The following is a 13,048-nucleotide window of genomic DNA, read 5'->3' on the forward strand; positions in this document are numbered from 1 at the left end:
GTGGGGCAAGAGCGTTTTGCTTACTTTTGCGCTTTTCAAAAGTGAGCCGCTGTCAGAGCGGAACCCTAAGTGGCCGTAACCTAAATAACGGATATGTACCCGGTCCAACTGTGTTGACTATCAGGCCGCTTTCGCAGGCAAGCCAGCTCCCACATTGGTTTGCAGTGTGCTCAAGCAGGTGTCGAAGCCATAAACACCACTCGTCCGCCCTGTCTTCCTACGGTTGAAATCCCCCTCGCCACCCCCATATGAGTTTCCATCAGGGCATTTTCGCCCCGCTGCGTGGAGACTCTCCCCTTGACCACCATCGTTTCAGTACGTCGCCACGGCAAAGTTGTCATGGGCGGCGACGGCCAGGTTTCCCTGGGCAACACCGTGATGAAAGGCAACGCCAAGAAAGTGCGCCGCCTGTACCACGGCCAGGTGCTTGCCGGCTTCGCAGGCGCTACCGCCGACGCCTTTACCCTGTTCGAGCGTTTCGAAGGCCAGCTTGAGAAACACCAGGGCCACCTGGTGCGCGCCGCTGTGGAGCTTGCCAAAGAATGGCGCACCGACCGCTCCCTCAGCCGCCTGGAGGCCATGCTCGCGGTTGCGAACAAAGACGCTTCCTTGATCATCACTGGCAACGGCGACGTGGTTGAACCCGAGCATGGCCTGATCGCCATGGGTTCCGGCGGCGGCTACGCCCAGGCTGCGGCCAGCGCGCTGTTGAAGAAAACCGACCTGTCGGCCCGTGAAATCGTCGAGACCGCCCTGGGTATCGCTGGCGATATCTGCGTGTTCACCAACCACAACCAGACCATTGAGGAGCAGGACCTCGCCGAATAAGCCCTGGGCTTATTCAGGCTTGAGGCCGCCAAACACTATGTCCATGACTCCCCGCGAAATCGTCCATGAACTCAACCGCCATATCATCGGCCAGGACGATGCCAAGCGCGCCGTTGCCATTGCGCTGCGTAACCGCTGGCGCCGGATGCAACTGCCGGAAGAACTGCGCGTTGAAGTAACGCCCAAGAACATCCTGATGATCGGCCCCACCGGCGTCGGTAAAACCGAGATCGCCCGGCGCCTGGCCAAACTGGCCAATGCACCGTTCATCAAGGTCGAAGCGACCAAGTTCACCGAAGTCGGCTATGTGGGCCGTGATGTCGAGTCGATCATTCGTGACCTGGCTGACGCCGCCCTGAAGATGCTGCGCGAACAGGAAGTGACCAAGGTCAGCCACCGCGCCGAAGACGCCGCTGAAGAGCGCATCCTCGACGCCCTGTTGCCACCGGCACGCATGGGTTTCAACGAAGACGCCGCACCGGCTACCGATTCCAACACTCGCCAGCTGTTCCGCAAGCGCCTGCGTGAAGGCCAGCTGGATGACAAGGAAATCGAGATTGAAGTGGCTGAAGTGTCCGGCGTGGACATTTCGGCCCCGCCTGGCATGGAAGAAATGACCAGCCAGTTGCAGAACCTGTTCGCCAACATGGGCAAGGGCAAGAAGAAAAGCCGCAAGCTCAAGGTCAAAGAAGCGCTCAAGCTGGTGCGCGACGAAGAAGCCGGGCGCCTGGTCAATGAGGAAGAACTCAAGGCCAAGGCCCTGGAAGCGGTCGAGCAACATGGCATTGTGTTTATCGACGAGATCGACAAGGTGGCCAAGCGCGGCAACTCCGGCGGCGTGGATGTCTCCCGCGAAGGCGTGCAGCGCGACCTGTTGCCGCTGATCGAAGGCTGCACGGTTAACACCAAGCTGGGCATGGTCAAGACTGACCACATCCTGTTTATCGCCTCCGGTGCCTTCCACCTGAGCAAGCCCAGCGACCTGGTGCCCGAGCTGCAAGGCCGCTTGCCGATTCGGGTGGAACTCAAGGCGCTGACGCCGGGCGACTTCGAACGCATCCTCAGCGAGCCGCATGCCTCGCTCACCGAGCAGTACCGCGAGCTGTTGAAAACCGAAGGGCTGGGTATCGAATTCCAGGCAGACGGGATCAAGCGCCTGGCGGAGATCGCCTGGCAGGTCAACGAGAAGACCGAGAACATCGGTGCCCGTCGCCTGCATACCTTGCTTGAGCGCCTGCTGGAGGAAGTATCGTTCAGTGCCGGCGACATGGCCGGTGCGCAGAATGGCGAAGCGATCAAGATCGATGCTGATTACGTCAACAGCCACCTGGGCGAATTGGCGCAGAACGAAGATCTGTCTCGGTACATTCTGTAAGCCCCAAGCTGTAAGCTACAAGCCGCAAGTTGAGCACATTCAACTTGCAGCTTGTAGCTTGCAGCCCAAGGTGTCCCCAATGCCAAAATTCCCCACTGCTGTTAATTTGCACAAAACCTCCAACACCCTCGGCCTGACCTACGGGCCGGACGAAACCTATCAGTTGCCCGCCGAATTCCTGCGGGTGCACTCCCCTTCCGCCGAGGTCCAGGGCCACGGCAAACCCATCCTGCAATTCGGCAAACTCAATGTCCGGTTGAGCAAGCTGGAACCGGCCGGCCAGTACGCACTGAAATTGACCTTCGATGACGGCCATGACAGCGGGCTGTTCACCTGGGACTACCTCTACCAGTTGGCCGTACGTCAGGACGCTTTGTGGGCGGACTACCTGGCCGAGCTCAAAGCCGCTGGGAAAACCCGCGATCCGAGTGAGTCGGTCGTGCGGCTGATGCTCTAGTCCAAGGGTCTTGCTGTTTAGAGCGCATTTTCTAATTTCATCTGCTTGAATGCCCTGTCGCGTGGCCAACGATTGGCCCGCTTGCGAAAAAAAATAAACTCGGGTAACCAATGGAACTGGCAAGTTCCCTGCATTTGACGATGCGGTATCAACGGTCACCCGAGTCGCAGTACCAGGCTGGTGTCGTGTATCGAAATTGGGTGCGCAGCAATCGCCGGTACTCGTCTTTCGGACAATGGAGCGTCGTAGATGAGTAACAAGAATAACGATGACTTGAAACGCCAGGCCTCGGAAAACACCCTGGGGTTGAACCCGATCATCGCGTTACGCAAAAAGGATTTACTGGCCTCGGCCAAGATGGTGCTGACCCAAGCCATCAAGCAACCGTTGCACAGCGTCAAGCACGTCGCCCACTTTGGCGTTGAATTGAAGAACGTGATGTTCGGCAAATCCGCACTGGCGCCCGAGGGCGACGACCGTCGCTTCAACGACCCGGCCTGGAGCCAGAACCCGCTCTACAAACGTTATTTGCAGACTTACCTGGCGTGGCGCAAGGAACTTCACGACTGGATCGACGACAGCAACCTGTCGGCACAAGACATCAGCCGTGGCCATTTCGTGATCAACCTGATGACCGAAGCCATGGCCCCCACCAACAGCGCGGCCAACCCGGCGGCGGTCAAACGCTTCTTTGAAACCGGCGGCAAAAGTTTGCTCGACGGCCTGTCCCACCTGGCCAAGGACATGGTGCACAACGGCGGCATGCCCAGCCAGGTCAACATGGGCGCCTTTGAAGTCGGCAAGACCCTGGGCACCAGCGAAGGCGCGGTGGTGTTTCGCAACGACGTGCTGGAGCTGATCCAGTACAAGCCCATTACCGAACAGGTACACGAACGCCCGCTGCTGGTGGTACCGCCGCAGATCAACAAGTTCTACGTCTTCGACCTGTGCCCGGATAAAAGCCTGGCGCGCTTCTGCCTGCGCAATGGCCAGCAGACCTTTATCGTCAGCTGGCGCAACCCCACCAAGGCCCAGCGCGAATGGGGGCTGTCCACCTATATCGAGGCGCTCAAGGAAGCGGTGGATGTGGTCACGGCGATTACCGGCAGCAAAGACGTGAATATGCTCGGCGCCTGCTCCGGCGGCATCACCTGCACGGCGCTGTTGGGCCACTATGCGGCGCTGGGGCAGAAGAAGGTCAACGCCCTGACCCTGCTGGTGAGCGTGCTGGATACCACCCTGGACACCCAGGTGGCGCTGTTTGTGGATGAGCAGACCCTGGAAGCGGCCAAGCGCCACTCCTACCAGGCCGGCGTGCTGGAAGGCCGCGACATGGCCAAGGTCTTTGCCTGGATGCGCCCCAACGACCTGATCTGGAACTATTGGGTCAACAACTACCTGCTGGGCAACGAGCCGCCGGTGTTCGACATCCTGTTCTGGAACAACGACACCACACGCTTGCCGGCCGCGTTCCATGGCGACCTGATCGAACTGTTCAAGAACAACCCACTGGTACGCCCCAACGCCCTGGAAGTGTGCGGCACGCCCATCGACCTCAAGCAGGTCACCGCCGATATCTATTCCCTGGCCGGCACCAACGACCACATCACGCCGTGGCAGTCCTGCTACAAGTCAGCACAGTTGTTCGGCGGCAAGGTCGAGTTTGTGCTGTCCAGCAGCGGGCATATCCAGAGCATCCTCAACCCGCCGGGCAACCCCAAGGCGCGCTACCAGACCAGCGAGGGCCTGGCCGGCAGTGCGCTGGAGTGGCAGGAGGATGCGACCAAGCACACTGATTCGTGGTGGCTGCATTGGCAGGTGTGGCAGGCGGAGCGGGCGGGGAAACTGAAAAAAGCCCCGACGACATTAGGCAATAAGACCTATGCCGCTGCCGAAGCGGCGCCGGGGACCTATGTACATGAACGCTAGACACAAGCTGCAAGCCACAAGCTACAAGTTGATCGCACCCAACTTGCAGCTTGTGGCTTAAAGCTACCCCTCCAACCCGAAGGGTTTCCCCATGCCGCAACCGTTCATCTTCCGTACCATCGACCTGGATGGCCAGACCATCCGCACGGCGGTGCGCCCGGGCAAGCCGCACTTGACGCCGCTGCTGATCTTCAACGGCATCGGCGCCAACCTTGAGCTGGTGTTTCCGTTCGTCCAGGCCCTGGACCCGGACCTGGAAGTGATCGCCTTCGACGTGCCCGGCGTGGGCGGTTCCTCGACGCCGAACCGGCCCTATCGGTTCCCCGGCCTGGCCAAGCTCACCGCGCGCATGCTCGACTACCTGGACTACGGCCAAGTGAACGCCGTGGGCGTGTCCTGGGGCGGAGCGCTGGCCCAGCAATTTGCCTATGACTACCCCGAGCGCTGCAAGAAATTGATCCTGGCGGCCACGGCGGCCGGTGCCTTCATGGTGCCGGGCAAACCGAAAGTCTTGTGGCTGATGGCAAGCCCCAGGCGCTATATCCAACCGTCCCATGTGGTGCGCATTGCACCGATGATTTATGGCGGCTCGTTCCGCCGTGACTCCAAACTGGCCGCCGAGCACGCCAGCAAAGTGCGCTCGGCCGGCAAGCTGGGCTACTACTGGCAGCTGTTTGCCGGGTTGGGCTGGACCAGCATTCATTGGCTGCACAAGATCCGCCAGCCCACCCTGGTGCTGGCCGGGGACGATGACCCGCTGATCCCGCTGGTCAACATGCGCATGCTCGCCTGGCGCATCCCCAATGCACAGTTGCACATCATTGATGATGGCCACCTGTTCCTGATCACCCGGGCCGAAGCCGTGGCGCCGATCATCATGAAGTTTCTGGAGGAGGAGCGCCTGCGCGCCGTGATACATCCGCGACCGGCGGTGTGAAGGAACACACCACCGCGCAACTTGCCAGGAACCGACTATGGTTCTGGATTGGCGTGCCTGCTTGATGTCTTGACGAAGGAGTGTTGGCTCATGCGAGAAAGACCCGTGACGAACCCGGCGCCCACCCCCGCTACGTTCATCAACGCACAAAATGCGATCACCGGCCTGCGTGGCCGGGACTTGCTGTCGACCCTGCGTACCGTCGCCGCGCACGGCCTGCGCAACCCGGTGCACACCGCCCGCCACGCCCTGGCCCTGGGCGGCCAGCTGGGCCGCGTGCTGCTGGGTGAGACCGTGCACGAACCCAACCCCAGGGACCATCGCTTCAGCGACCCCACCTGGAAGCTCAACCCGCTGTACCGGCGCAGCTTGCAAGCCTATCTGAGCTGGCAAAAACAGACACGGCAGTGGATCGATGACAGCGCCCTCAGTGACGATGATCGCGCCCGCGCGCAGTTCGCCCTCGCCCTGCTCAACGATGCCGTGTCCCCTTCCAACACCCTGCTCAACCCGCTGGCGATCAAGGAGCTGCTCAACTCCGGCGGCAATAGCGTGGTGCGCGGCGTGAGCAACTTGTTCGAAGACCTGCTGCACAACAACGGTTTGCCGCGCCAGGTCAGCAAGCACGCTTTCGAAGTGGGCAAGACCGTGGCGACCACGCCCGGTTCGGTGGTGTTTCGCAATGAGCTGCTGGAGCTGATCCAATACAAGCCCATGAGCGAAAAACAGTACGCCAAGCCACTGCTGGTGGTGCCGCCGCAAATCAACAAGTACTACATCTTCGACCTGAGCCCGGCCAACAGCTTTGTGCAATACGCGCTCAAAAACGGCCTGCAGACCTTTATGGTCAGCTGGCGTAACCCGGACGTGCGGCATCGCGAATGGGGCCTGTCCACCTACGTGGCGGCGCTGGAGGAAGCGCTCAACGTGTGCCGGGCCATCACTGGCGCCCGCGAGGTCAACCTGATGGGCGCCTGCGCCGGGGGCCTGACCATCGCCGCGCTGCAAGGCCACCTGCAAGCCAAGCGCCAGTTGCGACGCATCTCCAGCGCCAGTTACCTGGTAAGCCTGCTGGACAGCCAGATCGACAGCCCCGCAACCTTGTTCGCCGATGAGCAAACCCTGGAAGCCGCCAAGCGCCGCTCCTACCAGCAAGGCGTGCTGGATGGTCGCGACATGGCCAAGGTGTTTGCCTGGATGCGCCCCAACGACCTGATCTGGAATTACTGGATCAACAATTACCTGCTGGGCAAGGAACCGCCGGCGTTCGACATCCTGTACTGGAACAACGACAACACGCGCCTGCCCGCCGCCTTGCACGGCGACCTGCTGGACTTCTTCAAGCACAACCCCCTGAGCCACCCTGGCGGCCTGGAGGTATGCGGCACGCCCATCGACTTGCGCAAGGTGGCGGTGGACAGCTTCAGCGTGGCCGGCATCAACGACCACATCACCCCGTGGGACGCGGTGTACCGCTCCACGCAACTGCTGGGCGGCGAGCGGCGCTTTGTGCTGTCCAACAGCGGGCATATCCAGAGCATCCTCAACCCACCGGGCAACCCCAAGGCCAACTACGTCGAGAACCCCAAGCTGAGCAGCGACCCGCGCGCCTGGTATTACGACGCCCAGCACGTCGAAGGCAGTTGGTGGCCGCAGTGGCTGGAGTGGGTGCAAAAACGCTCCGGTGTACAACGCGAAACCCTCACCGCCCTGGGCAACCAGAATTACCCACCGATGGAAGCGGCGCCGGGCACTTACGTGCGGGTGCGCTGAGCTCAGCGATCAACTTTAAGAAGACTGGATGAAGACGCGCGACCGTATCCTTGAATGTGCCCTGCAGTTGTTCAACCACAAGGGCGAACCGAACGTGTCGACCATGGAGGTGGCCAATGAAATGGGGATCAGCCCCGGCAACCTCTACTACCACTTCCATGGCAAGGAGCCCTTGGTGCTCGGGCTGTTCGAGCGTTTTCAATGTGAGCTGGCGCCACTGCTGGACCCTCCCGCCGATGCGCAACTGGAGGCCGAGGATTACTGGCTGTTCCTGCACCTGATTGTCGAGCGCATGGCCCACTACCGGTTCCTGTTCCAGGACCTGTCGAACCTGGCCGGGCGCTTGCCCAAGCTGGCCAAGGGGATCCGTCACCTGCTCACGGCGCTCAAGCGCACATTGGCGTCATTGCTTGCGCGGTTGAAGGCGGCTGGGCAGCTGGTCAGTGATACCCAGGCGTTGGGGCAACTGGTGGAGCAGATCACCCTGACGTTGCTGTTTTCCCTGGATTACCAGCGGATCCTGGATCGTGAGGGTGAGGTGCGGGTGGTGGTGTACCAGATCATGATGCTGGTGGCGCCCCATCTGCTGCCGACGGCGCGGCAGGCGACCGAGAAGTTCGCCTTGAAGTACCTGGATGACATCGATTAAACATGTAGGAGCGAGCTTGCTCGCGAAAAAGGTCAACGATAACGGGGGCTTCGTGAATAAACGCGGCGTCTTTGAGTTTTTCGCGAGCAAGCTCGCTCCTACAAAAATGGGGCATGCGGCGTTTCTTAGATCTTCATAAAAAACGCCCGATCTTCGCAGACCGGGCGTTTTTTGTGTCCCGTAGAAATCAGGACTGACTGGATGGCGTCGGGGTGGCCGGCGTTGCAGTCGGGATAGCAGCCGCGTGCGTCGGTGCGGACACCGAATTGGCGGTAGAAGCGGCCGGTGCTGGCGCCGTGGCTGGCTTGGCCGTCGAGGCGGGCTTTGCAGCTGCCGGTTTTTTCGCCACCGCAGGCTTTTTGGCCGCGGCAGGTTTGGCCGCTGGTTTCGCAGCGGCGGGTTTGGCAGCAGGTTTAGCGGCAGCGGTTTTAGCGGCAGGTTTGGCAGCCGGTTTAGCCGCAGGTTTGGCCGCAGGTTTGGCGGCGGTTTTAGCGGCCACTGGCTTAGCGGCAGGCTTGGTAGCCGGTTTGGCCGCAGCGGTTTTAGCCGCTGGCTTGGCCGCAGGTTTCGCAGCGGCTTTGGCTGGCGCTTTTGCAGCGGGTTTTGCAGCCGGCTTGGCGGCGGCTTTAACCAGCGGCTTGGCGGCAGTTTTGGCGGCAGGTTTTGCAGCAGCGGTTTTAGCCGCAGGCTTGGCTGCTGGTTTTGCAGCAGGCTTGGCCGTGGCCGTCTTGGCGGGAGCCGCCTTGGCGCCGGTGAGTTTTTCGATTTGCTTGGTCAAGGTATCGACCTTGCCATGCAGCGCTTTCAACTCAGCCTTGCTCGGTACGCCCAGTCGCGAAATAGCACTGTTGAGGCGTTTGTCGAAAGTCTCTTCCAACTTGCCCCAGGTATCCGAAATGCTCGACTTGGCGGAACCCGCGCTCGCCTTGGCAGCGTCGACTTTTTTACCAACCGTGCTCTTGGTCAACTTCTCGGCCTTCTCGCCGTCTTTAACCAGGGTCTCGAAGAGTTTGCTGCCGTCACTGTCGATCTTCGAGTACACGCCTAAACCAGCGAGCCAGATTTTGCGGGAATATTCTTCAACTTTCCCGACCCACGAGCTGCCTTCTTTCTGAGTAGTCTTTTTAACAGCCATCCCGATGTCTCCTTAGTGTTTACGCGCGACACGTTCGAGCAATGCCGTCAGCTCTTCGAGCTTAGCAGAGAGTGTCTCCACGTCATGTTTAGACGCAATGCCGATCCGATTCAAGGCACTGGCGACACGAGTATCAAAAGCTTTTTCAACTTTATCCAGTTGAACTTCAACCAGGCCTTTGACGCCGGAGACGTTACTCCTTACTTGGTCAATCTGACTGTTGGCGGCATCAAGTTGTTCAACTACAACTTTTTTACCTTTACTTTCAACACGTTGACCGCTTCTAACGAGTTCCTTGAAGTACTCGCCGCCCTCGCTGCCGACCTTGGCGTAGGCACCAAGACCCGCCAGCCAGATCTTGCGGGCATAGCTTTTAACCTCATTCAGGGGGGTGGTCTGAACGTCGATTTTTTTCTTCAAAATAACTTTGGCCATGGTGCACCTCACTCAGGATTGGGTGGCGGACGGCCCGCAAGAGTTGAGGGCTTGGGCACAAAGTAGGGTTTAAAATTAGAATCGGCACCCTAAGCACAGCGATATCAGGCCAGGGCCCTGTCCAGGGCTTTTTCGATTTCGGACTTGATCGTGCCACTCATGGCCGACATCAACAGGCCAAGTTCCACATCAATGCGCAGCGAATCATTGGCCACCCACACCGTGCCTTTAACCCCGGAGCGCTTGAGCTTCAGGGTGTCGCCAGCCCACGAAGACTCCACCCCATATTTATCCTCGAGTTTGCGCGCCAGTTGCTCAGCCTTGGCCCGCGCCTGTTCTTTTCCCAGGGTATGTTCACGCTCAACGGTAATGCGGGCCATTGCAATGACTCCTCTTTATAACGACTCAGAACACCCGCCATGCGGCAAAAGGTCTCGATGAGCGCCTATCTTACCTGCAGCCTTGCCAAGACAAAGCAGGCCTTGGGGATTATCATGTCCCGCATTCTCTTTTGGTGACAGCGATATGACTGATCAGCGCAAAGGCAGCGATGCCGAACCCACCACTCACTTCGGCTTCAAGAACGTCCCGGAAAGCCAAAAGGCGGAAAAAGTCGCTGAGGTGTTCCACTCCGTGGCGGCCAAGTACGACCTGATGAACGACGTGCTCTCCGGCGGCATGCACCGCCTGTGGAAGCGCTTCACCATCGAGTTGTCCGGCGTACGCACCGGCAACCGGGTACTGGACATCGCCGGTGGCACCGGCGACTTGGCGGCCAAGTTCTCCAAGCTGGTTGGCCCCACCGGCCAAGTGGTATTGGCCGATATCAACGGCTCGATGCTCAAGGTTGGCCGCGACCGCCTGCTCGACAAAGGCGTGGCCGGCAATATCGAATTCGTCCAGGCCGACGCTGAGAAGCTGCCGTTCCCCGACAACCATTTCGACTGCGTGACCATCGCCTTCGGCCTGCGTAACGTGACCCACAAGGAAGACGCGATCCGCTCGATGCTGCGCGTGCTCAAGCCAGGTGGCCGCCTGTTGGTGCTGGAGTTCTCCAAGCCGACCAACGCGCTGATGTCCAAGGTCTACGACACGTACTCCTTCGCCTTCATGCCGTTGATGGGCAAGCTGATCACCAACGATGCCGAGAGCTACCGCTACCTGGCCGAGTCGATCCGCATGCACCCGGACCAGGAAACCCTGAAGTCGATGATGGTGGAGGCCGGTTTCGACCGCGTGACCTACCACAACATGACGTCCGGCATCGTCGCCCTGCACCGCGGCATCAAGCCCTGATGCTGCTGCAAGGTCTTCTCGCCAGCGTCGAGCACGGCCTCAACCGTGTACTGCGCCTGGACAGCACCGCCCTGGCGCGGCTCGCGCACCTGACCGGCAAAGTCATTGCCGTCGACTGCCGCAGCCCCGCCTTGCAGCTGTTTATCCTGCCCAGCGATGAAGGCCTGCTGCTCGCCACCCAATGGGCCGCCCAAGCCGATTGCACTTTGCGTGCGCCGGCCTCCAGCCTGTTGCACCTGGCGCTGAGCCGCAACAAGACGGCCATCCTCCACAGCCCCGAGGTGGAACTGGAAGGCGACAGCGCGGTGCTGATGGACCTGGCCGCCGTGCTGCAAGACCTGGAGCTGGACTGGGAATACGAACTGTCGCGCTGGATCGGCCCCGTCGCCACCCAGTTGATCAGCGGACACCTGCGCAGCCGCTCGCGCTGGTACCAGCAAGGGTTCGTCAGCCTCAATCAGAACCTCGCCGAATACCTGAGCGAAGAATCGCGCACCCTGGTCGGGCAACGGGAAGCGCAAGCGCGCTTTCGCGAACTCGACAAGGCCAAAATCGACCTGGAACGCCTCGAGGCCCGCTTCGAGCGCTTGAGCCGTTCCCTTGATCCAAGCGATAACGCATGAAGCTGCTCGCCGTCCGCCGTTTGTTTCGTATCCAGCGCGTCGTAATCCGCTACCGTCTCGATGACCTGCTGTTTGCCCTGCCTTTGCCGTGGTTCCTGCTGGCGGTGCGTTATGTGCTGCCATGGCGCTGGTTCCCGCGCAAACCGTCGCCGTTGAGCCGTGGTGCGAGCCTGCGCCTGGCGTTGCAGGATCTGGGGCCTATCTTCATCAAGTTCGGGCAGATCCTCTCCACCCGCCGCGACCTGTTGCCCGAAGACATCGCCGACGAGCTGATGCTGCTGCAAGACCGCGTGCCGCCGTTCGATTCGCAGCAATCGATGGCGCTGATCGAAGAACAGCTGGGCCAGAAGATCAGCGAGGTGTTCAGCCGCTTCGACGTCGAGCCCCTGGCCTCGGCGTCTGTAGCGCAAGTACACGCCGCACAGCTCAAGACCGGCGAAGAAGTGGTGGTGAAAGTCATTCGCCCAGGCCTCAAGCCGATCATCGGCCAGGACCTGGCGTGGCTGTTTGTCCTTGCCCGCGCGGCCGAACGCTTCTCTGCCGATGCGCGCCTGCTGCACCCGGTGGATGTGGTCGCCGACTACGAAAAAACCATCTACGACGAACTCGACCTGCTGCGCGAAGCGGCCAACGCCAGCCAGTTGCGACGCAACTTCGAAGGCTCGCAACTGCTGTATGTGCCGCAAGTGTATTGGGACTGGTGCCGGCCAAAAGTGCTGGTGATGGAGCGCATCTACGGCGTGCAGGTCACCGACCTTGCGACCCTGGCCGACCAGCGCACCGACATGAAGATGCTGGCCGAGCGCGGTGTGGAGATCTTCTTCACCCAAGTGTTCCGCGACAGTTTCTTCCACGCCGACATGCACCCGGGCAACATCTTCGTCAGCACCGTCAACCCGTGGAGCCCGCAGTACATCGCCATCGATTGCGGCATCGTCGGCAGCCTCACCCCCGAAGACCAGGATTACCTGGCGCGCAACCTGTTCGCCTTCTTCAAGCGCGACTATCGCCGTGTGGCGCAGTTGCACATTGATTCGGGTTGGGTGCCCGCGGAAACCAAACTCAACGAATTCGAAGCGGCGATCCGTACCGTCTGCGAGCCGATCTTTGAAAAACCGTTAAAAGATATTTCCTTCGGCCAGGTGCTGATGCGCCTGTTCCAGACCGCGCGGCGCTTCAATATGGAAGTGCAGCCGCAACTGGTGCTGCTACAAAAGACCCTGCTCAACATCGAAGGCCTGGGCCGCCAGCTGTACCCGGACCTGGACTTGTGGAACACCGCGCAACCCTTCCTGGAACGCTGGATGCGCGAGCGCATGAGCCCCAAAACCATGCTGGGCAACCTGCACAGCCAGTTCGAACAGCTGCCGCACCTGGCCAACATGACCCGCGACCTGCTGGAGCGCATGTCCCAGCCCCATGCCAAGGACCCTGAGCCACCGTGGCGCAAGCGCAAGGACGGTTGGTTCCTGCGCCTGCTCGGCGCCGCGCACCTGGTGGGCGGCGTGATGCTGGCGATCGGTGGGCCCTTGAACCAACTGGGCCACTGGCCAGCCGGCATCATGGTCGCCGTGGGTGTTTATCTGATCGTGCGTCGATAGCCAATCCGGT

General features: G+C 60.6%; 13 protein-coding genes. 10 read left to right on the top strand and 3 right to left on the bottom strand.

What is annotated here, in order from left to right; genetic code table 11:
* Positions 1–297 precede the first annotated feature (297 nt).
* The 7 genes from hslV (at position 298) to DK871_RS04750 (ending at position 7,948) form a co-directional block, all read left to right on the top strand.
* Positions 298–828 (top strand): ATP-dependent protease subunit HslV, encoded by a 531-nt coding sequence (gene hslV / locus DK871_RS04720; RefSeq protein ID WP_003171209.1) that lies wholly within the window; start codon positions 298–300, stop codon positions 826–828.
* A 37-nt stretch (positions 829–865) separates the two neighbouring features.
* Positions 866–2,203: an ATP-dependent protease ATPase subunit HslU gene (hslU, locus tag DK871_RS04725; RefSeq protein ID WP_003187898.1), complete on the top strand. Its 1,338-nt coding sequence runs from the start codon at positions 866–868 to the stop codon at positions 2,201–2,203.
* Between the two features lie 79 nt (positions 2,204–2,282).
* A complete protein-coding gene (locus DK871_RS04730; protein WP_161904166.1) occupies positions 2,283–2,660 on the top strand; it encodes a gamma-butyrobetaine hydroxylase-like domain-containing protein in 378 nt (125 codons plus the stop codon).
* Positions 2,661–2,909: 249 nt separating this feature from the next.
* The gene (gene phaC, locus DK871_RS04735) at positions 2,910–4,589 is read left to right on the top strand and encodes a class II poly(R)-hydroxyalkanoic acid synthase (RefSeq protein ID WP_161904167.1); all 1,680 of its coding nucleotides are present in this window, start codon (positions 2,910–2,912) and stop codon (positions 4,587–4,589) included.
* Positions 4,590–4,680: 91 nt separating this feature from the next.
* Positions 4,681–5,526, top strand: a complete 846-nt coding sequence (gene phaZ / locus DK871_RS04740) for a poly(3-hydroxyalkanoate) depolymerase (RefSeq protein ID WP_003171205.1) — start codon at positions 4,681–4,683, stop codon at positions 5,524–5,526.
* 90 nt (positions 5,527–5,616) lie between these two features.
* On the top strand, positions 5,617–7,299 hold the full coding sequence (gene phaC / locus DK871_RS04745; RefSeq protein WP_161904168.1) for a class II poly(R)-hydroxyalkanoic acid synthase: 1,683 nt from the start codon (positions 5,617–5,619) through the stop codon (positions 7,297–7,299).
* Between the two features lie 28 nt (positions 7,300–7,327).
* Positions 7,328–7,948 (top strand): TetR/AcrR family transcriptional regulator, encoded by a 621-nt coding sequence (locus tag DK871_RS04750; protein ID WP_161904169.1) that lies wholly within the window; start codon positions 7,328–7,330, stop codon positions 7,946–7,948.
* Positions 7,949–8,135: 187 nt separating this feature from the next.
* Here the strand turns inward: DK871_RS04750 and DK871_RS04755 are convergent, their stop codons facing one another.
* The 3 genes from DK871_RS04755 to DK871_RS04765 form a co-directional block, all read right to left on the bottom strand.
* Positions 8,136–9,083, bottom strand: coding sequence for a phasin family protein (locus DK871_RS04755; protein ID WP_161904170.1), 948 nt, complete (start codon positions 9,081–9,083; stop codon positions 8,136–8,138).
* A gap of 12 nt (positions 9,084–9,095) precedes the next feature.
* Positions 9,096–9,518: a phasin family protein gene (locus DK871_RS04760; protein ID WP_161904171.1), complete on the bottom strand. Its 423-nt coding sequence runs from the start codon at positions 9,516–9,518 to the stop codon at positions 9,096–9,098.
* 104 nt (positions 9,519–9,622) lie between these two features.
* The gene (locus tag DK871_RS04765) at positions 9,623–9,898 is read right to left on the bottom strand and encodes a polyhydroxyalkanoic acid system family protein (RefSeq protein ID WP_161904172.1); all 276 of its coding nucleotides are present in this window, start codon (positions 9,896–9,898) and stop codon (positions 9,623–9,625) included.
* Positions 9,899–10,043: 145 nt separating this feature from the next.
* Between DK871_RS04765 and ubiE the strand changes: the two genes are divergently transcribed.
* Genes ubiE through ubiB form a run of 3 tightly spaced genes read left to right on the top strand, consistent with a single transcriptional unit; the run spans position 10,044 to position 13,038 of the window.
* Positions 10,044–10,814, top strand: a complete 771-nt coding sequence (gene ubiE, locus DK871_RS04770; protein WP_003171186.1) for a bifunctional demethylmenaquinone methyltransferase/2-methoxy-6-polyprenyl-1,4-benzoquinol methylase UbiE — start codon at positions 10,044–10,046, stop codon at positions 10,812–10,814.
* Positions 10,814–11,437, top strand: coding sequence for an SCP2 domain-containing protein (locus tag DK871_RS04775; protein WP_161904173.1), 624 nt, complete (start codon positions 10,814–10,816; stop codon positions 11,435–11,437). The genes ubiE and DK871_RS04775 overlap by 1 nt, the downstream gene beginning before the upstream one ends.
* A complete protein-coding gene (gene ubiB / locus DK871_RS04780) occupies positions 11,434–13,038 on the top strand; it encodes a ubiquinone biosynthesis regulatory protein kinase UbiB (RefSeq protein ID WP_161904174.1) in 1,605 nt (534 codons plus the stop codon). The genes DK871_RS04775 and ubiB overlap by 4 nt, the downstream gene beginning before the upstream one ends.
* Positions 13,039–13,048: the final 10 nt, after the last annotated feature.

The organism is Pseudomonas sp. L13 (assembly GCF_009935965.1).
Taxonomy (GTDB): Bacteria; Pseudomonadota; Gammaproteobacteria; order Pseudomonadales; family Pseudomonadaceae; genus Aquipseudomonas; species Aquipseudomonas lactis.

What these genes read in the sequence shown, in the direction of transcription:
- DK871_RS04765 (WP_161904172.1), bottom strand. Translation starts at nt 9,898, where the DNA reads ATGGCCCGCATTACCGTTGAGCGTGAACATACCCTGGGAAAAGAACAG.
- ubiB (WP_161904174.1), top strand. Translation starts at nt 11,434, where the DNA reads ATGAAGCTGCTCGCCGTCCGCCGTTTGTTTCGTATCCAGCGCGTCGTA.
- DK871_RS04755 (WP_161904170.1), bottom strand. Translation starts at nt 9,083, where the DNA reads ATGGCTGTTAAAAAGACTACTCAGAAAGAAGGCAGCTCGTGGGTCGGG.
- DK871_RS04760 (WP_161904171.1), bottom strand. Translation starts at nt 9,518, where the DNA reads ATGGCCAAAGTTATTTTGAAGAAAAAAATCGACGTTCAGACCACCCCC.
- phaZ (WP_003171205.1), top strand. Translation starts at nt 4,681, where the DNA reads ATGCCGCAACCGTTCATCTTCCGTACCATCGACCTGGATGGCCAGACC.
- phaC (WP_161904168.1), top strand. Translation starts at nt 5,617, where the DNA reads ATGCGAGAAAGACCCGTGACGAACCCGGCGCCCACCCCCGCTACGTTC.
- phaC (WP_161904167.1), top strand. Translation starts at nt 2,910, where the DNA reads ATGAGTAACAAGAATAACGATGACTTGAAACGCCAGGCCTCGGAAAAC.
- ubiE (WP_003171186.1), top strand. Translation starts at nt 10,044, where the DNA reads ATGACTGATCAGCGCAAAGGCAGCGATGCCGAACCCACCACTCACTTC.
- DK871_RS04730 (WP_161904166.1), top strand. Translation starts at nt 2,283, where the DNA reads ATGCCAAAATTCCCCACTGCTGTTAATTTGCACAAAACCTCCAACACC.
- DK871_RS04775 (WP_161904173.1), top strand. Translation starts at nt 10,814, where the DNA reads ATGCTGCTGCAAGGTCTTCTCGCCAGCGTCGAGCACGGCCTCAACCGT.
- DK871_RS04750 (WP_161904169.1), top strand. Translation starts at nt 7,328, where the DNA reads ATGAAGACGCGCGACCGTATCCTTGAATGTGCCCTGCAGTTGTTCAAC.
- hslU (WP_003187898.1), top strand. Translation starts at nt 866, where the DNA reads ATGTCCATGACTCCCCGCGAAATCGTCCATGAACTCAACCGCCATATC.